The organism is Planctopirus hydrillae, assembly GCF_001707835.1.
In the GTDB taxonomy this organism is placed as follows: domain Bacteria; phylum Planctomycetota; class Planctomycetia; order Planctomycetales; family Planctomycetaceae; genus Planctopirus; species Planctopirus hydrillae.
Genome location: NZ_LYDR01000020.1, coordinates 72,628 through 91,458 on the forward strand (window position 1 = coordinate 72,628; position 18,831 = coordinate 91,458).

Consider the following 18,831-nt stretch of genomic DNA (forward strand, 5'->3'; position numbering starts at 1 on the left):
GACATGTCGTGAATTTACGCTCAAGTTTTTAGATGAATATCGGAAAAAACTCAAAACAAGTGATTTTCGTATGATGTATCGGCAAGTATCGTCCGATGCAAAATGATGAACGAATAGACCAATTCCATTGCGGGCGCATGGACTGAGCCGCGATTCGCAGAATCAGCTCAGAAGAAACCAGATGACGGGTTTCGATTCGTTCTCGTTGATCGTGGGGAATGACTGTCCACTCTTTGGGCAGGAGTTTCGCCCGCGTTGGAAACTCCTAGCAAAGGGACTTGTCAAAATGAAGAGTTTCGGATTGGTAAAGAGCCTGGCTGTGGCCGCCGTCTGTGCCGGCGTCTTGTCACCTGCCGGTATCGTTTCGGCCGGTGAAGTGGCACCTGCCGTCAAGCCAGCAGCTCCAGTGAGCGATATCACTCTCGTGGGTGGTCAGCTCAATGGTCGCGTGGTCGATGCCCAGGGTGTTTCCCTGAACGGTGCTCAGGTTGTGATTAAGCAGAACGGCCAGGAAGTCGCTCGCACTAACAGCGATAAGAACGGCCAGTTCAGCGTTGATGGCCTGAAGGGTGGCGTTTATCAGGTGTCCGCTGGCAACAGCGAAGGCACCTACCGCGTCTGGACAGAGCGGACAGCTCCTCCTTCATCCAAGAACGGTATTGTCATGGTTTCTTCACCGAGCATTGTCCGTGCTCAGTTTGGTTCCATGTTCAACCCCGTCAACACCACGGCCATTATCCTCGGCACAACGGGTACAGTTCTGGGTGCAGTGGCTTTGAACGAAGCCAACAATAACGACAACAGCGCTCCCAAGACACCATAACGTCCTGGCGATGACTGCTGAAATCAACTAAGCCATGCCCACTCGTCACTGACAGTAGGCATGGCTTTTGTCATTTAAGGAATTCTCTGGCAATCAGCTTAAGGGTTAAATTTCGCACGAGACTGGCAACTGGTCGTGTCGCATCAGCTCATCAAAGGTCGAGGCCCACGCGTTCTGGATTTCATGGGCATCACAGGTTTGCCAGGCCGACTCTTCGGCAGTGGGCAGCGACCACGGATCCTGGGCCGACCACGAGAGTCGCTCGAGCTGAGAGGCTGTCATCGGTGCCTGAAACCGGCAGACGAGCTTGAACCTGCCACGCCCCAGATCGGTGGCTCTCACCACAATCGCGACAGCATCAATCGCTCCCATCGCCGTTTGCGCAGCCATCAAGCGAATGACGAGTCGTTCTCCAGGGAGCCAGCGGATCGGAACGGCGACCGCGCAGCCACTAAAACTCACATCGAGTGCCTCACCGGGCGAACCATGATGCGTCAGCATATCATCCAGAATCTGTGGTAAAGGCAGTCTCTCTTTACTCACTCGAAGCACCGAAACCTTGATCGAAAGATTCATCCGCCAATCCTGTCGTCTTTCGCTCTCATCATCCTGCGGTGGAGCAAAATGAGAGGCTGCAAAAGGATCGCTCTGTGATGGAAATGGGTTGTATTCCACAGTGGAAGCAGCAGAAATCGATCCAATCCCATGCAACTGTTCGAGTCTCCGTGCATCAGTCTGAGGCATCTTTTCCAGTGTGCCGGGCTGCTCAAAAGCCACATCTTCCGGGCCCTTGGCTTCCCGGGCCTTTTGAACATCAACAGCATGAGAAGTGGCCGCCTGCAAGCGGGATTCAATCGCCTCGTTGAGCTGGTCCACAGCAGGCAGCCTCTCAGTGAGAGATTTCAGCCTGAAGAGTGATTTCGTCACTCGGGAGACTTCCAGATTCCCGGAGGGATGCTTCGTCATGGCGCTTACCGTTAAAACTTTGGAATCAGAAGGCTTCTACCAGAACTTCGGGAAACAACGGACACATCGAGAATCTGATCAATTCTCCAGCGAACACGACCCCCGCGTCACTGTTTCCAGGTTGGAAACAGCGTCTTGAAGCAGAGATCTCTGCCCCCATTCTCGATGGACTCGTTGTTGCTCAAAGACTACGTCGAGATCGACAACCAGCAAACGACTCTTATCGATCTCTCTCGATTTGAGGCAATTGACCGACCTGACCACAGGTTCACGCGAGAAACTTTTGCCTTACATTCGGTAAATTCGTTACAGTACGTCTCTTGGGGCCCTGTCGCGCTCTGTTTATCGTGTAACGTGCCATGCTTGCAGCTCTGGGCAAGCATGTCTTCTCAGCCAGCACATCGCTGCTATTTCCAGGGAAACGTACAAGCTCCATCGTGAAGGGCCAGCCCCCAACGAAAAAACGGCTACAGGCCACCCCTGTGGTCTCCTCGAGAACGATTTGATTCGCAAGGATGCGTACCATGGCGATAGGTCAACTTCCCCTTGAACTCGAAGTTCCTCCGTGGGCATTTCTCTCGGCCCGGAAGACTCCCTGGTGGCTCGAAGTGGAATGCTGGTCTTTAGGCATTCTTTCACTGGCCATGTTGTGTCTGGCTCCCCTGGTCACACCGTTATCGATGGCCGAAGCAACCGTCGGCCGCGCTGCCCTCGAAATGCTGCTCTCCCAGGAGTGGGTCGTTCCTCGTTGTCAGGATGTCCCCGTCCCGCAACTGGCACCACTGCAAGTCTGGCTGATCGCTTTGATTTCCACTGTTCAGGGCCATGTCGATGCCTGGTCGATCAGACTTCCCTCACTGATTGCCTTCTGGCTGACTGGCCAGTTACTTTATGCCTATTGCCGCCAGTTCATGGGAACAGTGGGAAGTCTGGGTGCCGGGCTGATGTTCCTCACCACCGTCGGTGTCCAGATGCAACTGGGCAGTGGCACTGCATTGCCCATCGCTGCATTTTTCCTGGCGCTGGCACTCTTCAGTTGGCACATTGGCTGGCTGCACGATTGGCCCGATCTGATTCAGTGGGTCGTTCCCTACCTCGCTCTCACCCTGGCAATTCTCTCCAGTGGATTGTTCCCCGCTCTCGTCTTTGCCAGCAGCCTGACCTGCTACCTGATTCTCCGCCGCAAAGAAGAATACGCCCTTACGTTCGGGCATCTGGCTGGTCTCCTGGGCTGCATCGGGCTGACAGGTTCCTGGGTACTGACCTACCTTTCAATCACAGGCATTAATCCCTGGTGGGCGGGGGCTTCTCCCTTGGGAACTGCCAACCCGTTATGGTCGCTGGTCGAGCATCTCGTGACCTTCCCGCTCCTGGTAGCCTGCACCATCTTGTTGCCATGGGGTCTGCTGCTCGTGGTCTATCTCTTTGCTGACTTCCGCCGCCATTTAGGGGAAGCTCGGCCCGCCGTTCAGTTCATCAGTGTCTGCCTGCTGATCCCCGGGGCACTCATGTGGGTTGATCCCCGCTGCACACCCTCCGCTGCACTCCTCCTTCTCCCCGGCATCACTGTATTAACCGCCATCGTCGTGCAGCGATCCGTCGAATCCTTCCCCACGAGCGACTGGCAGTTCATCTGGCCCACATTCCTTCAAGGGACAGTCATTGTCAGCTTCATCGGCATGGGCCTCGCCATGGCACTTCGAGGAGTCCTCCCCGAAAAAATGGCCCATATCCCGTGGGAAACACTCGTCTGGTCGAGCATGGCCATGGTGTGTCTCTCGATCGTCATCATGCGGTCACTCGGTCGGCATCCTCACCACGGATTATGGGCCATGGGAGCCACCGCACTCCTGATGACTCTCTCGATTGCACCACCCATCCGCGCCAGTCTGGTACCGGCACCATTAGCCACCGCCCCACCACTCGTAATTCCCAGGCCACTCGCGGGCCAGATGCCGGAGATCAGCCTGGGATCGATCCGGGCCGATGTCCTGCTCAAGTTCAACCAGCTCCTGCCCCGACAGCCCTGGCCCGAAGACCACGAGACCCTCGATCTCCGGCATCACGTCTTCTGCTTTATGGAAAGTGAACATCAAAACCGGCGTCTGCCATTTTCGTGGAAACTCATCTCACGCCAGCCCGTCGTTCCGACTCCCGAATTTCCGCAGAAACAATGGCTGGTGTTAGGCCGCCGGGCCGATTTCGTCACCCCTGCCAATTATCTGGCAGAACCTGGCGGATTTGTGCCGCAAACCTCACGCCCATCAGAATTTGGCACCCGGTAAAAGGTTCAGACGCACCCAGGCCCAGCCCGGCAGGCCGGCAATCCTCCGCCGGACTTGCAAAATTCCCCCCCGGCTGCGATAACCCATGAGTCTCCAAAGCCCGCAGACATCATGAAAGTGATGGCCTGGCAGGCTTTGCCAAAGACATCGGGCTGTAGCGCAGCCTGGCTAGCGCGCTTGCTTGGGGTGCAAGAGGTCGTGGGTTCAAATCCCGCCAGCCCGATTCGCCTGAACAAAAAGCCCTTCGACAAGCATGTCGAAGGGCTTTCGCATTGTGAATGCAATGAATTCCGAGATCAAGTTGAGAAGTCTATAGAACGGCTTCCTGGACCATGCTTTTTTTCAGCGTCATTCGCTCTCATCTTGCCCTGCCGAAGAATTTACGAGACCTTGAAGACGCTGGTCGTCAAGTCATCTACTTTCCGTGTCCGTGATCGTCAGCCACAAATTGGCGCTTGGTTTCTGCGAATTTATTCCTGGATATTACAAGGCAGGTTCTCATAGCCTTTTCAGAGCAGCCTCAGCAAAAATGTACGCACGGTCTTGAAGAAGTAGGAACAGCTCTCGATTGTTGGTCGCATCGACTTGCACGATATTGTTGACGACGCGGAAACCGTGGTATTGATTTGGTGTGGCAGGATCGACTTCGACGAATCCGCCTTGATGAGCCAACGAGTTCCGAATTTCCTTGGCGAGCTTAATTTTGGGATCGTCAATGCACTGCTCACTAATGCTCTTGTCGAGAAATGTTCCAATATCCTTCTGGACTTTCCCGTCATATTTTATCCGATAGCCGGGCTTGCTCGACAGCTTCTCAAGCACCGTTCGGACAAAGTTTTCGTAGGCGTGATAAGTAGCACCAAAGCCAATTTGCTGCGACCCCCATACGGCCATCGGAAACTCAGCGACCAGCGAGCCATCGTCCTTTTTAATATTTAATAGAGAATCCCAAACAAGTTGACTATTGAACGTCTTTCTTGTTTCCCTTTCAGCTATGCGATACGCTTCAATGGCCCGACGAATCTCGGCTTCTATTTCAAGTCCTAATTCATCCGGAATTGAGAGCGTATGCCTCAGGTGCGTCGGCAAGTACTCAAGAAACGACTGTTTTGAAGTTGTGTCGATAGCTGCACCAAGTGCCATTTTCTCTATACTCTTAACCGCAAGCCACGGGAGCCTCATCGAATTTGACGCGGCTTTCCATGTCCCGCAAAGAACGCCTACCGCCTCGTCGAGCTTTGTTCCACTCGTTAGCGCTTTGAATTTCCGAGCTAGTTCATGATCAAAGAACTGGGCATAGCTCTCCAGCCGGTTGTCGAGAAAGATGTTCATCACAACTTCTGGAGTCGGTGAATTGATCATTGTGTCCCCCCACATGTGTCAGTTTGACAACAATTCGCCCGGCCCGGTTCGCTTTCATCAAGAAAGAGGCCAGATTATCAGTTGGCTAATGGAAAGGGCAAAGTTCCGACAAAAGTCGCTGTTCAACTCTGTCACTACGTCAACAAAAAGTTCAATCGCCGTCTTGTCGCCCCGACTGATTCGATTAACCAGATCCCGACAATGGTTGCGAAAGTGACTGTTTGCGGGATTTTTTGTTTGCAAACAATAGTTAATCTTTATGACCCACGACCATGTAGTGTCGCGGCATGGATTCTAGAACGATCTCGGCTCGGAATCCTGCTGCCTCAAGCTGTCGTGCTGTCTGTCTGGAATCGAGTCGCATTCCTTTGGGCGGGCCGTGTTCTGCTTGGACGTCGTGTTCTACGACAACAAACAATCCACCTCGCTTCAGCCCATCATAGACCTTCTTGGCGTAAGTTTCCCGCCCTTCGATGTGATGCCACGTGTCCAATGTCAACACTCGATCCACTCCTGAGGCTGGTAGCTCTGGATCATCGAATCCAACTTTCTGCGGCACAATCGTGGCCGGCCCCAACTCGGCCTGCCGCTTTGTCAGATACTCGACCATTTCCTCCGAAGCGTCGATGGCCATGACTGTGCCATCTTGACCAACGGCCTTACTCATATGAGCCACCATATAGCCTGTCCCCGCTCCGAGATCTGCGACCGTTGCGCCTGGCTTCAAGGCCAGAGCCGCGATGATCTCCTCAGGATGCTGCCACTTGTCCCGCTCCGGGTTGTTCCACTTTTTTGAAACTTCTTCAGGGTAGGCAAAGGCTTGTTTGTGATCATGGGGCATGGAAGTGTTCTCATGACTGGGTGCTGACTCGGACAAATCATTTTTCGACGTTCTCTGCACATCCGGTGTGTTACTGGCGATATCCATCACGTCACCCTCGAATCGCGTACCACAGCCGATTGTGCTGAGCGCAATTGCGAGAAGGAGCTGGCGGATCACAGAGTTCTTCATGATGCACTCTTTTGACCGCTCCCGACCTTTGAATCGAAAGGCGTTCGAAAATGGGGATTGGGGGCGGTGGGGTTCAGAAGAGATGGGCGTGATCCTCGAATGCATGCGAACTCTCTCTCGCTGCCAATCGCGAGCGAACATCATCGCTGAGCATGGCCAGCGTGACTTCGCCAAAGCGACTAAGCAGCCGCTCCTCGGCATCATGGAATGCCTGCTGAAGAGCTGCATTAACGGCCTGCTCGACCAGGCATCCGGGTGCCTCGGTGCGATGGCCGATGGCAAGCAACGAAGGACGCCCGAGCGCAATGTAAATGTCTCGAAAAGTCACCTTGGAGAGGTCGCAAGCCAATGTCCACCCACCGCCGTGACCCTTCTCAGAGCTAACGTATCCCTGCTGTCGAAGCCCCGCCATGATCCTTCGGACCACGACCGGGTTGGTCTCCATCATCTTGGACAGATCTTCCGACGTGACCGGCCCCGCCTGCTCCGCCATGTGGAGCAGGATGTGCAGCACCCCGGAAAGTCGACTGTCCCTTTTCATGAAACACAATATGTTACATGAGTGCAGGGCTGTCAAGGGGTCGCCGACTCTTCAGGCAGGACTAACCATCCCCATCGATTCCGTTTACGGGAAGAAACTGCCATTTTTGAAGAGTCTGTCACAGGGCATTCCCTTGGGTGTCCAAGGAGTTGATCATGTGTGGAGTTGACTCCAGAACCCTGGGCCAGGAATTTCGCGATGCACAATCCCCTCACCGAAGTCCCCGATGAATCGACCGACGCCGGCCTCATCGAAGAGGCCCGGCAAGGGAGTCGTGAGGCGCTCGAGAAGCTGGTGCTCCGGCATCAGGCGTGGATCTACAACATCGCCATCCGCATGGTCTTTCATGCTCAGGATGCCGAGGAAGTCACCCAGGAAGTGCTGATCAAGGTCATCACCCGCCTCAGCACGTTCCAGGGGCAAAGCCAGTTTCGTACCTGGCTCTATCGCATCACTGCCAACCATGTCTTGAACATGAGACGTCGCGGTGCCGAGCGGGACGTTCAAACTTTCTCCAGCTACGCCAGCGCGATCAACGCTACGCCGGATCTCGATCTGCCCGACCCGAAGTCGGTTCCCGTCGAAGTGCCGCTCCTCGTTGAAGAGGCGAAAATCTCCTGCACGATGGGGATGTTGCTCTGCCTTGACCGCCAGCAGCGGCTGATCTTCACGCTCGGCGAAATCCTCGGAGTCACCGACAAGGTCGGCAGCGAAATCCTGGAGATCTCCGCCGACAACTTCCGCCAGAGCCTCTCCCGCGCCCGCCGTGATCTCTATCAGTTCATGCATGGCCAATGTGGTCTGGTCAATCCCGACAACCCCTGCCGCTGTGCCAGAAAGACGAGAGGTTTCATCGAGGCGGGGCATGTCGATCCCAACCATCTGCAGTTTGTCCCCCTGCACGTGCGGCGTATCTCGGCAGCAGCCAAAGGTCTGGTACGCACGATCGAGAGAACCGTGGATGAACATGACCAGACGATCTTCCGCGAACATCCTTTTCTCGAACCCAGGCACCAGCTCGACTGGGTCCGACGACTGCTCGACAAAGGCGATTTCGGGACAGCTCTCGATCTCAAATGAATAATTCTGGAATCGTCTGTCACAGTCCCCTTCCTCTCGTGTCTATGGGAGTAAGGAGGACAATTCATGTCGAAATTGCATAACAAAGTGGCTCTCGTCACGGGAGCGTCTAAAGGGATCGGAGCGGGAATCGCGAGGGAACTTGCTGCCGCCGGTGCGGCTGTGGTGGTGAACTACGCGAGCGACCGGGCCGGCGCCGAATCTGTTGTGGCTGCGATCAAGGCCGCAGGTGGCGAGGCCCTGGCACTGCCGGGGGATGTTGCGAAAGCCGCCGATGTTGCAGCACTGTTCGAGCGCACGCAGGCCGCCTTCGGCTCTCTCGACATTCTGGTCAACAATGCCGGTGTTTATCAGGCCATGCCGATCGCAGAACTGACCGAGGCCGAATTCCACCGCGAGATCAATATCAACCTGCTTGGGCCGCTTTTGGTGATCCGCGAATCGCTCCTGCACTTCGGGCCGGAAGGCGGCAGTATTATCAATATCGGCTCTGTGGCTTCCCGCTCACACACACCCGGCTACGCCATTTATTCTGCGAGCAAAGCAGGGCTGGATGCCGTAACGGGTGTGCTCGCCAAAGAACTCGCCCCGCGAAACATACGCGTTAATTCGGTCAATCCCGGCGCGACACTGAGTGAAGGGACGAAGGCAGCCGGACTCTATGGTGTCGAGAGTGACTTTGAGAAACTTCTCGTCTCCATGACGCCTCTGGGTCGTATGGGGACACCGCAGGATATCGCCAGAGTGGTGGCGTTCCTCGCCTCGGATGATTCCGGCTGGTTGACGGGTGAAGTCATCCTCGCTTCGGGCGGATTGCGCTAAGCCTCATCTTTTCAAACGTCTGCAGGAGAACCTCATGCCCGCTTACATTGTCTTCATGCGTGAAAAAACACTCGATCCGTCCGAGTTGGAAATCTACTGGGAAAAGGTAAAGGGGACGCTGGATGGTCGCCCATTAAAAGTGCTGGCTGCCTATGGGAGGCATCTGACGTTGGAGGGCCCGGCTGTGGAAGGGGTCGTCATTGCCGAGTTCCCGACGTTTGCTGAAGCCCGCGACTGGTACGAAAGCCCCGCCTACCAGCAAGCCGCCCAGCACCGACACAAAGGCGCTATCTACCGCGGCTTAATCGTCGAAGGACTGTGAGAGCGATAAGGCTGAAAGTGTTGAGACGCACAAACCGCCGGCCAGCAGACTGTAGGGCAGGCTCCCGCCTGCCGTTTTTGCTTGCCCACCCCCGCCACATTCGCCACGCATCTTTCCGCAGTCACCATCGAACCATGACGACAATGGTATCGTATCGACGCTGCGTGCCCAGTCGAATAATGTGATAATGAGCAAGCCGTAAACCCGTATGATACATCCGAACTCAATGGTCCCAAACACACCGCCGAGCTGCGATACATTGCTACCACACTTTGCCGGACGAAAACCTGGCACTTTGCAAAGATAAGCTCTTTCACGATGGCACTATCAAATCGAAATAGTACTGCAATCGTCGTTGACGGCACCCTGTTTCGCTGGACAGTCTCGTCGAGGTCTCAGCACACGACTAATAACGTCATACTAGTCGTGCAACCAGACAACAATGGTTCACGGCTTGCCGTAGAGATCCCATGTTGCGACCCGTACCTCGACCTTGGAAGTGTGCCTGACGAAATCAGTGTGCGATCCATTACGCCAGAGTTCGTGAGTCGAGTCATCATCGATGCAAAGGCTATCGGTTGGGAACCGAGTAATCATGATCGACAGTTTGACGTTCGGTTGGTTGTCGCAACAATGCGGGACGAGGGCGGCGAGGAAGGTGCAACCTGTCATGTTTGCTGGAAATGCCCGTTATGTAACCAATGGTACTCCGACGACGTTGAATACGGTACGACAGCACCAATTATGACAACCTGTGGCCGAACTAGAAAACATGGTAACGGCTTAGAAGGGAGATTCGTGCTGTTCTGGTAACAAGAAGAGTCGAGTCAAACAACAAACAGTTGCACATGTAGCCGCAGGGCGCCCGGATTTTGAAATCAAGGTTGGTTCACCGCAGCCCGGTGAACCAAGCCGTTTTGAATGTCCGTAGACCGTAGTACAGCGATGCAACCCAGCCGCTAACTGTCAGAAAAAATGAGCACTGGCGTGTCGAAAAAGTTCTGGAGACGATTTATCGACAGATTGATAACTCTCCTTGTGGCTCATGATGCACACGCCGACCGATGCTTGATTTCTTCTACTTTTCACGTCTAAATTCTCGACGGCGTGTGACTTGAATTGCCAAGCGATGAGATGCTTTTGGAGATCCTATGAGTGCAGGCCTTCCGAGCATCGGACAGTTGAAAAGTCGCTTCACTCGATTACGACAGTACGCGACGACATTCAAAGAGACTGTCTTCCGATCCAGCACGCCAAAGTATGCAAACGAAAGAGATTTAAGTTCGGGCGTAGGGAGCAAGCGGCAAGGAGGGCGGTGGAATCCTATTGGAATTCGTGCCGTTTACGCCTCGCTGACTCCCGAAATAGCTTTGTCAGAGACGTTGGCCCATTTCCGCTATTATGGTATTCCGTTGCAAGATGCGATGCCTCGCACGTTCGTTGCGATGGAGGCCAACCTTCAGATCGTGCTGGACTTTCGGGAAGGCGTGATTCGGCAACGTCTCCAGATTTCTCTGGATCGGATGTTAGCAATTGATTGGCGAAAAGAACTCCTGACAGGTCGAGTACCGATGACCCAAGTCATCGGCCAGGCCGCTGCTGAATCAGGGCTGGAAGGTCTTGTTGTCCCCTCCGCAGTGACGGAAGGCCATAACCTGCTGGTTTTTCCGGAGAATCTTATCCCCGGCAGCCGACTTCTGGTTATGAATGCTGATCGCTTGCCAGACTGAACACATGCAAATTTGCATGTCATTTTGCTTGAATCACAGAGAAGAAATGCCGATCATAGAGCAGGGATGGTTATTGCCATTGCGAAGAGAATTGCAGGGGTGGGATATGTCAGTCATAAATCGCAAGAAATCAGCAGTCCCCAAACATGTTCCGACCAAGGGGCAGGCAAAGCCCAGGATCAGCCGCACATCCTTCAAGGCGGGTATGGTTTTGGAGCTTCGTCATCGACTGCAACTCAAGCAGGCAGACTTTGCTCGGCTACTCCCGGTTTCAGTGAGATCTCTCGCCACATTAGAAAGTGGGGCGCCTCCATCCGAAGCTGTCGCACGTAAGCTTGTTGAAATCCACCGTTTAACTAACGCCCTTGCTGAAGTCATTAAAAAGGACTCGCTCGGCTGGTGGTTACAAACCCCGAATGATGCTTTTGACGGATTGAAACCCATCGAAGTCATCGACCGCGGGGAGAGTGATCGTATCTGGTCGATGATCTTCTTTCTCAGGTCTGGAGTCCCTGCGTAAGACCCACCGTTCGTGGTCAACCAAAAAATATGTAGGAATTTGTAGAGAAATATCCGTAGCATTTTCAGAGTGATTCACGGCAATCAATCAGCCGATCTGGGCAGGAAGTTCCTGCGGGGGTCGAGATCTTCACGCTGTGGGCTGGATTTGCAGATCGACGCGATACCCGAGAGCCCATTGGTGGAAGCCGAGCTTTTCGTAAAAGGGGGCCACATCGGGCGCACAATCGAGAATCACCTTGTAGCAACCCGCCTGCTGGCAGACTTCAAAGAGGTGCTTCATCAGTGCCAGCCCAATGCCGTGATGCTGTTCGCTCTGGCGGACTGCCACATCTTCAATATGCCCCACTGCACTGCCACCATGCAGAAACTTGGGCTCAATCATGAGTGAAGCCGTCCCGATCACCTGATTATCGAGCAAAGCCACATACGTGTGAACTTTGCTCCGCAGGCGGCGTTGAAAGACCGAGACAGCCGCCTCATGGGAAAGCTCCGTCGGCTTGAGTACCGAGAGGGTTTCGAGAAAGCCGCGCTGGAGATCGCGGGCATCCATCAGCCGAACGACAAGGCCGGGTGGGGGTGTGACAGTCATACAATCCTTTTCGTTCGTAGAGAGCCCGCATCTCGAAGGTCTGGTCGGCATCAGTTGCACGACCCCTACCATGTTCTCGAACGGGACGATGTTCTTCAAGAAACGAGGGGTGTGACAGATCTGCGAATGATTTCAGGCCGCAGATTTCCAACTGGTCTTAGCGCTCAAATCGGTCGTATCGCAATTTCACAGACATGGTCGGCAAGTTTGACGAATGGGCGGGATTCATCGGGAGCGAGCCGGTGATTCTGGCGTCCTGACGCCAAAACGGAAAATGGAGCGGCAAAACCTTGGTTCTGGTCGTCGAGAATGGTATCGTATTCATTAACGCACATTGATGCGTTCTTGCCGGAGTTCCACGCCATGCCCGCCCCCGCCTCAAGTTTGAAGATTGGCATTGCCTCCTGCTGCCGGAACCATGGGCTCCGAGTGGTCGTGCTCGGTTTGTTTCTGATGGTTTGTGAAACTGTGCGGGCTGAAACTGCCCCCAGCTTTCGTAACGAAGTGATGGCCGTCCTTTCGAAAGCGGGGTGCAATCAGGGAGCGTGTCACGGGAATGCACGCGGCAAGGGTGGCTTTCAGCTTTCTTTACGAGGGCAGGAACCTGCGGCCGACTACCAGGCAATTGTGCATGAGTGGCAGGGCCGCAGGATTGACACCTTCCAGGCTGAAAAAAGTCTGCTGTTGGAAAAGCCATTAATGCTCGTGCCGCACGAAGGGGGGCGGCGATTAACGGCAGGCACCATCGAGTATGAGATTCTTTCCCGCTGGATTGCCGCCGGTGCTCCAGAAGATCCACCTTCGACACCGCAACTGGTAAGCATCGAGGTCTCACCACTTCAGCGCGATCTGATTGTCGCGAGCGCTGCCGAAGCGACCTTTCGTCTCGAAGTTCAAGCCAGGTTTTCTGATGGTACAACGAAAAACGTCACCCGGCTCACCGTCTTTGAACCTTCACAGCCAGTCGTCGAGATCGATCCCGAAGGATCGGTGCGTGTGCAGGAGTTTGGAGCCTATGCAATTGTGGCCAGGTATCTCGACCAGCAGGTCACTGTTCGTCTGGCCGTCTTTCCCCCCCATGCTCATGCTGCTGCGGTCGAGCGACAACCCCACTCGCCCATGGATGAGATTGTCTTCCGCCGGTTAAGAGAACTGCAGATTGAACCCTCGGCTTTGTGCGACGACCAGACGTTTATCCGCCGCACAACACTCGACATGATTGGCCTCTTGCCCACTCCTCAGGAAGCCCGCGACTTCGTCAATAATGGAGATCCTCAGAAGCGGCAGAAGTGGATTGAAAGCCTGTTGGCTCGTACCGAGTTCGCCGATTGGTGGGCCCTCAAATGGTGCGATCTCTTGCGTGTCGAAGAAAAAACTCTTGATGCCAAAGGGGTGGCGGCTTTTCATGGCTGGATTCGAGATGCGATTGCCAGAAATCAGCCCGTCGATGAGTTTGTACAAGAATTGATTTCGGCCCGCGGAAGTTCTTATTCCGTCCCCGCAACCAACTATTATCGGGCATTGAGAGACCCCGCGACTCGAGCAGAAGCGACTGCCCAGATTTTTCTCGGTGCAAGGCTGCAATGCGCGAAATGCCATAACCATCCCTTCGACCAATGGAGCCAGAACGATTACTACGCCTGGTCGAATGTTTTCTCGCAGATTGATTATCAGATCGTCGAAAACCAGCGGGGTGATACTAATGACGCGCACGAGTTCAAAGGCGAACAGATTATTCTGTTGAAATTGAAAGAGCAGTTTCCTGATCCTCGCACAGGGCAGCCCAGACAGCCGAGTCTGCTTGATCATCAATTACCGCCATTAAATGCCGAAGAAGATCGATTGCTCCCCATGGCCAGTTGGCTGGCGAGCAGGAATAATCGCCGGTTTGTCGAAGTCTTCGTCAATCGTGTCTGGCAGCAGATGCTGGGACGGGGAATTGTCGAGCCTGTGGATGATTTTCGCGCCACGAACCCCGCCGCTCACCCGGAACTCCTCACCTGGCTGAGTGACGAATTCGTCGCTCACAATTGTGATTTGAAGTGGCTGGTGAAGACGATTGCGAATTCAGCCGTCTATCAATCGAGTTCGACGACAAATCCCAGCAATTCGCGTGATGAAGTCTTCTTTTCGCACAGTTACGTCAAACGATTAAGTGCCGAGCAATTACTCGACGCCCTCAGTCAGGCGACGGACGTTAAGCCAAACTTTGCCGATCATCCCCAGATCCAGCGGGCTCAGGCCTTACCGGGCGTTCAGGCCATGGCGTTCCGCCGAGGAAAGATCACTTTGGCAGATCGATTTCTGCGAGAATTTGGTCGGCCACAGCGGTTGCAATCGTGCGATTGCGAGCGAACCACCGAAACAACACTGACCCAGACTTTTCAATTGATTGGCGGCAAACTCATTCAGGAATGGGTGACCCATCCCGATAACATTCTGAAAACACTCGCGACAGATCATCGCGACAACTATCCCTCGGCCATTGAAGAACTTTACTGGCGAACTATCAGTCGAGCACCCACTTCCCTGGAAGCGGAAACGCATAGGAAATACATCGAGAAGTCACTCACGCCTCGTGAGGGCTTTGAAGATATTCTATGGGCCTTGCTCAATAGTGATGAATTTTTATTGAGGCATTAGCGCCCGTTACCTGAGAGTTGGCCTGCCGATTCGTCTTATGTTTCTGTAGTGATGGTTTTTGCAAGCGATAGTAAGTGGTAGCAATATGGATCACCCTCTACAGAACTTATTCAATCAGAAACTTCCTCGCCGTCAGTTATTAACTGCCGGAGGCATGGCAGGTTTTGGGTTGACCTTACCTCGGTGGCTGGCGGCACAGGATCAAGCAGCCGCTGAGTTACCAGCTGCCATGTCGACGGCGAAGTCCGTCATCTTTCTTTACCAGTTTGGTGGGCCAAGCCATGTCGATACCTTCGACATGAAGCCACTGGCACCGGATGGCACCCGCAGCCAGTTTGAAACGATCTCGACATCTGTCCCGGGACTGTCAGTCTGCGAGCACTTGCCCAGAATGGCCGAGGTGATGAATCGCGTCACATTGCTTCGCACCGTGTGGCACACCATGAAAAATCACAACAGTGCCTCTTACTATGCACTCACTGGCCATCCACCCGCTGTCGATGATATCCGCCTGCGCGACACGCTCGATCTCTTCCCGGCTTACGGTTCTGTGGTGGATCGATATGCCCCCAATACCAATGGCATGCCGACATTTGTGGCTTACCCACACGTCATTCGTGATGGCGAAGTGACTCCCGGCCAGCATGCGAGCTTTCTGGGAAAGGTACACGATCCTCTTCTCGTCACCGCTGACCCAAATGCCCCAGGCTTCGGCTTGCCGGAACTCAGCCTGCCCGCCGGTGTTTCGACGGCACGGCTCGAAAATCGTCGGCAATTGCAGCAAATGATCAATGCACAGGCCAGGCTCGGTGATGCAGCAGTCGCTGCCCGCGGCCTCGAAGATTATTACTCCCGTGCTGTATCAATGCTGAATTCGCCCAAGATTCGCCAGGCATTTGCAATTGATGAGGAATCGGCCAGCATTCGAGATCGCTATGGTCGCACGGAGTATGGCCAAGGCTGCCTCCTGGCACGCCGTCTCGTCGAGCGCGGCATCAAGTTCGTCAGTGTCTACTACTCGAAGAGTATCGGCGGCCGACGTAAAGAAGAGGGCTGGGATACCCATGGCTTTGACAATACCCGCATGTATCCCATTCTCAAAGATTACCACCTTCCCTTGCTGGATCAGACATTACCGACACTGATTCTCGATCTGGAAGAACGTGGCCTGCTCGACCAGACGCTTGTTGTCTGGATGGGCGAGTTTGGTCGTACGCCCCGGCTCAATGCCAATATCAGTCGGGATCACTGGCCGCAGTGTTACAGTGTGCTGCTGGCGGGAGGTGGGACCAAAAAGGGCTACGTCCATGGCACATCCGATAAGACAGGTGCCTTTCCTGAGAAAGATCCTGTGGCTTTGGACGATCTTGCGGCAACGATGTTCTCTGCGATCGGAGTTCCGCCCGAGACAGAACTTCGTGATCGAGGCAATCGACCACTCGCTGCAGCGCTTGGTCACGTCGTCTCTGAAATCTTTGCTTAAAGCATGATCTTCGCCTGGAGCCTGGATCTTTGCCTAAAGAAAGATTCTTGCCGGGAGAAGATCAAATTTTGATGAGCTTCTGCAGACCGGAGAGGACTTGAAATCTCTCGCAGGTTAAAGTCTCTATTTATGTGTGGCGCAGACCACCAGGCACTCGCTTCAACGATAGAACCTGCTTCAGGAATCGAACACGATGTCGGAAATCAACCGTCGCACCATTCTTCAACTCGCCGCATCAGGAATGATTCTCCCCGCCATACAGCAACTGGCTGTTGCCGTCGAAAACGATCCGTACCAGGACGCTAAGCTCGTGGATGGGCCACCGGCAGAGATACAGGCTGGCAGCTTTACGATTGCCGTTCTCCCGGATACGCAAAACTACAGCCAGAAATTTCCAGAAACCTTTCTGGCCCAGACTCGCTGGATTGTCGAGCAGAAAGCCTCTCGAAACATTGCGGCCGTCTTGCATCTGGGAGATATCACGAACACCAGTTCCAGAATCGAATGGGAACGTGCTCGGTCGGCTATGCAACAGCTGGATGGGCAGGTGCCGTACTTTATGGTTCCAGGGAATCACGATTACAGTGCCGGTGGTAGCGCCACAGATCGCAATACGCTTTTTTCGGAATACTTTCCGCTATCCAGTTTCCAAGATCTCCCCACGTTCGGTGGAATCTACGAAAAAGAGCCTGGGCGGATGGAGAACAGCTATCATCACTTTGAAACCGCTGGACGCAAGTTTCTGGTGCTATGCCTCGAATTTGGCCCACGCAAGGATGTGGTCCGCTGGGCGAACGAAGTGGCCAAAGCCCATCCTGCTCATGAAGTCATACTGATTACCCATGCCTATATGTACTATGATGATACTCGCTATGACTGGAAAAATCTGGGAACTAAGCAGAACTGGAATCCGCATGCTTACGCAGTCGCAAAGAATACTGGAGACGACGTGACCGATGGAGCAGAGTTGTGGGAGCAGCTTGTCAGTCAGCATGAAAATTTCATACTCACACTCAATGGCCATGTTCTCAACGATGGCCTGGGGCGACTCAGCAGCCAGACACCAGCCGGTCGAGATGTGCATCAAATGCTGGTGAATTACCAGGTGAGGCCCCATGGTGGCGATGGCTGGCTAAGATTGCTCGAATTCCAGACAGGTGGCACAATAACTGTTACGGATTACTCGCCCGTGCTGAATAAATGCAACCATTCAGCACAAAGCCATTTCGAACTCAAAGGCTCACCTTTATCGAAACAGGGCTAAATATTTCTCTGTCTTTATCTCACCTGTCTCTTCGTAAGAAATGGTCAACAGGCGGTGCAGAGCGTGGTCGTTCTGGTAGATCAAAGATCAGGCATCAAGAGGGTACGCAGAACGGAAATTTGGCATATTCTCCTGACTGAGATCGGGGAAAGCGCGTTGGCGACTCTTCGCCCGGATTGCCTGCCCCCTTTCCTGATCCACTGCTCGACAGTAGGAAAGTTCCTCGAATGCTGGTTCAATAGAAGGCGAATCCCGTGCTTCAGAATCTGGGCGGAACAGACCCTGATGCTGCATTGCTCGTGGAGCGAATTCGATTGAACCGCTTCTGTTTGACCAGTGAGATAATGTGACTGCAGACTCTCAGGCTTCCGCAAACACCGGCCAATGGACCATCCGCAAGGTTCTGGAATGGACGACGGCTCATCTGAAAAAGCATGGCTCAGCCACTCCGCGCCTGGATGCCGAAGTTCTTCTGGCGCATGCCCGTAAGTGTCATCGCATTCAGCTTTACACTCACTACGATGAAGAACTCACGGAAGAAGTTCGCGCCACCATGCGCGACCTCGTTCAAAGGCGAGCCAAACAGGAGCCAGTTGCTTATCTGGTGGGTGAACGCGAATTCTTCAGCCTCCCTTTCCATGTCAATGCCGATGTTCTTATTCCACGACCTGATTCCGAAACACTGATCGTCGAAGCGATTTCCTGCCTCAAACCCACACCCGCCGATGACACGGTTTCTGTCGCATCTCGTGCCTGGCGGATTGTCGATCTGTGTACAGGTTCAGGATGTCTGGCGATCACTCTGGCTCGGCAGCTTCCCACGGCCCAACTGATTGCGACGGATCTCTCCGAAAAAGCTCTGGCGATGGCCAGGCAAAATCTCGAACGTCATTCACTGGCCGACCGGGTCGAATTGCGGCAAGGCTCGCTACTGGAACCACTGCAGAACGAACCACCCTTTGACCTGATTGTTTCGAATCCCCCCTATATTCCCACTGCGGATATCGAAACACTTGAGGAAGATGTCCGCCGGCATGAGCCAAGGCTGGCACTGGACGGAGGGGCCGATGGCATGGATCTGTTGCGACCTCTCATTGCTGAAGGAGCAAAACATTTACTTCCCGGGGGATGGATGCTTCTCGAATTCACTTCCGAACAGGCACCAGCCCTGATGAATTACGCACAAGCCCAGCCCGAATGGTCGCTGGTGCAGGTTGTCAAAGATCTTTCGCAACTGCCGCGAGTGCTGAAACTGCAGAAAAGATCCTGAATGGCTGATTTCTGAACTCACTTTGGCTGTTTGAATTGTCGATTGCTGGCGGCTGACATGTCTCGATTTTTTCAACCCGAACTGCTGAAGTCTCTCGATTCTGGAGAACTCCACCTA

General features: G+C 54.0%; 16 protein-coding genes and 1 tRNA gene. 12 read left to right on the forward strand and 5 right to left on the reverse strand.

The window, feature by feature from the left end:
- Nucleotides 1-181 precede the first annotated feature (181 nt).
- Nucleotides 182-823: a carboxypeptidase-like regulatory domain-containing protein gene (locus A6X21_RS01555; protein ID WP_131818135.1), complete on the forward strand. Its 642-nt coding sequence runs from the start codon at nucleotides 182-184 to the stop codon at nucleotides 821-823.
- Nucleotides 824-928: 105 nt separating this feature from the next.
- On the opposite strand, the gene A6X21_RS01560 is transcribed toward A6X21_RS01555, so the two are convergent.
- Nucleotides 929-1,789: a PilZ domain-containing protein gene (locus tag A6X21_RS01560; protein ID WP_068845580.1), complete on the reverse strand. Its 861-nt coding sequence runs from the start codon at nucleotides 1,787-1,789 to the stop codon at nucleotides 929-931.
- A 524-nt stretch (nucleotides 1,790-2,313) separates the two neighbouring features.
- On the opposite strand from A6X21_RS01560, the gene A6X21_RS01570 reads away from it, so the two are divergent.
- Complete coding sequence (locus A6X21_RS01570; protein WP_068845583.1) at nucleotides 2,314-4,074, forward strand: ArnT family glycosyltransferase; 1,761 nt, start codon at nucleotides 2,314-2,316, stop codon at nucleotides 4,072-4,074.
- A gap of 148 nt (nucleotides 4,075-4,222) precedes the next feature.
- Nucleotides 4,223-4,297, forward strand: a tRNA-Pro gene (locus A6X21_RS01575).
- Between the two features lie 275 nt (nucleotides 4,298-4,572).
- Here the strand turns inward: A6X21_RS01575 and A6X21_RS01580 are convergent.
- The 3 genes from A6X21_RS01580 to A6X21_RS01590 form a co-directional block, all read right to left on the reverse strand.
- Nucleotides 4,573-5,436, reverse strand: coding sequence for a hypothetical protein (locus tag A6X21_RS01580; protein WP_131818136.1), 864 nt, complete (start codon nucleotides 5,434-5,436; stop codon nucleotides 4,573-4,575).
- A 250-nt stretch (nucleotides 5,437-5,686) separates the two neighbouring features.
- On the reverse strand, nucleotides 5,687-6,448 hold the full coding sequence (locus tag A6X21_RS01585) for a class I SAM-dependent methyltransferase (protein ID WP_068845587.1): 762 nt from the start codon (nucleotides 6,446-6,448) through the stop codon (nucleotides 5,687-5,689).
- Nucleotides 6,449-6,521: 73 nt separating this feature from the next.
- Nucleotides 6,522-6,989 carry an Rrf2 family transcriptional regulator gene (locus A6X21_RS01590; RefSeq protein ID WP_068845589.1) on the reverse strand — a complete coding sequence of 156 codons (468 nt, stop codon included), beginning with the start codon at nucleotides 6,987-6,989 and terminating at the stop codon, nucleotides 6,522-6,524.
- A gap of 198 nt (nucleotides 6,990-7,187) precedes the next feature.
- On the opposite strand from A6X21_RS01590, the gene A6X21_RS01595 reads away from it, so the two are divergent.
- The 5 genes from A6X21_RS01595 to A6X21_RS01615 all read left to right on the forward strand — a co-directional run bounded on the left by A6X21_RS01595 (nucleotide 7,188) and on the right by A6X21_RS01615 (nucleotide 11,463).
- Entirely contained in the window at nucleotides 7,188-8,069 is an 882-nt protein-coding gene (locus A6X21_RS01595) for an RNA polymerase sigma factor (protein WP_068845618.1), read from the forward strand.
- Between the two features lie 66 nt (nucleotides 8,070-8,135).
- Entirely contained in the window at nucleotides 8,136-8,891 is a 756-nt protein-coding gene (locus A6X21_RS01600; RefSeq protein WP_068845591.1) for an SDR family NAD(P)-dependent oxidoreductase, read from the forward strand.
- 34 nt (nucleotides 8,892-8,925) lie between these two features.
- On the forward strand, nucleotides 8,926-9,213 hold the full coding sequence (locus A6X21_RS01605; protein WP_068845593.1) for a DUF1330 domain-containing protein: 288 nt from the start codon (nucleotides 8,926-8,928) through the stop codon (nucleotides 9,211-9,213).
- Between the two features lie 1,151 nt (nucleotides 9,214-10,364).
- Nucleotides 10,365-10,943 carry an RES family NAD+ phosphorylase gene (locus A6X21_RS01610; RefSeq protein ID WP_068845595.1) on the forward strand — a complete coding sequence of 193 codons (579 nt, stop codon included), beginning with the start codon at nucleotides 10,365-10,367 and terminating at the stop codon, nucleotides 10,941-10,943.
- Between the two features lie 106 nt (nucleotides 10,944-11,049).
- Nucleotides 11,050-11,463 carry a helix-turn-helix domain-containing protein gene (locus A6X21_RS01615; protein WP_165603652.1) on the forward strand — a complete coding sequence of 138 codons (414 nt, stop codon included), beginning with the start codon at nucleotides 11,050-11,052 and terminating at the stop codon, nucleotides 11,461-11,463.
- A gap of 129 nt (nucleotides 11,464-11,592) precedes the next feature.
- On the opposite strand, the gene A6X21_RS01620 is transcribed toward A6X21_RS01615, so the two are convergent.
- On the reverse strand, nucleotides 11,593-12,054 hold the full coding sequence (locus A6X21_RS01620) for a GNAT family N-acetyltransferase (RefSeq protein ID WP_068845602.1): 462 nt from the start codon (nucleotides 12,052-12,054) through the stop codon (nucleotides 11,593-11,595).
- A gap of 363 nt (nucleotides 12,055-12,417) precedes the next feature.
- On the opposite strand from A6X21_RS01620, the gene A6X21_RS01625 reads away from it, so the two are divergent.
- The 4 genes from A6X21_RS01625 (at nucleotide 12,418) to prmC (ending at nucleotide 18,714) form a co-directional block, all read left to right on the forward strand.
- Nucleotides 12,418-14,697 (forward strand): DUF1549 and DUF1553 domain-containing protein, encoded by a 2,280-nt coding sequence (locus tag A6X21_RS01625; RefSeq protein WP_068845603.1) that lies wholly within the window; start codon nucleotides 12,418-12,420, stop codon nucleotides 14,695-14,697.
- A gap of 85 nt (nucleotides 14,698-14,782) precedes the next feature.
- Nucleotides 14,783-16,180, forward strand: a complete 1,398-nt coding sequence (locus tag A6X21_RS01630; RefSeq protein ID WP_068845604.1) for a DUF1501 domain-containing protein — start codon at nucleotides 14,783-14,785, stop codon at nucleotides 16,178-16,180.
- 193 nt (nucleotides 16,181-16,373) lie between these two features.
- A complete protein-coding gene (locus A6X21_RS01635) occupies nucleotides 16,374-17,444 on the forward strand; it encodes a metallophosphoesterase (protein ID WP_068845606.1) in 1,071 nt (356 codons plus the stop codon).
- A 346-nt stretch (nucleotides 17,445-17,790) separates the two neighbouring features.
- A complete protein-coding gene (prmC, locus tag A6X21_RS01645; protein WP_068845610.1) occupies nucleotides 17,791-18,714 on the forward strand; it encodes a peptide chain release factor N(5)-glutamine methyltransferase in 924 nt (307 codons plus the stop codon).
- Nucleotides 18,715-18,831: the final 117 nt, after the last annotated feature.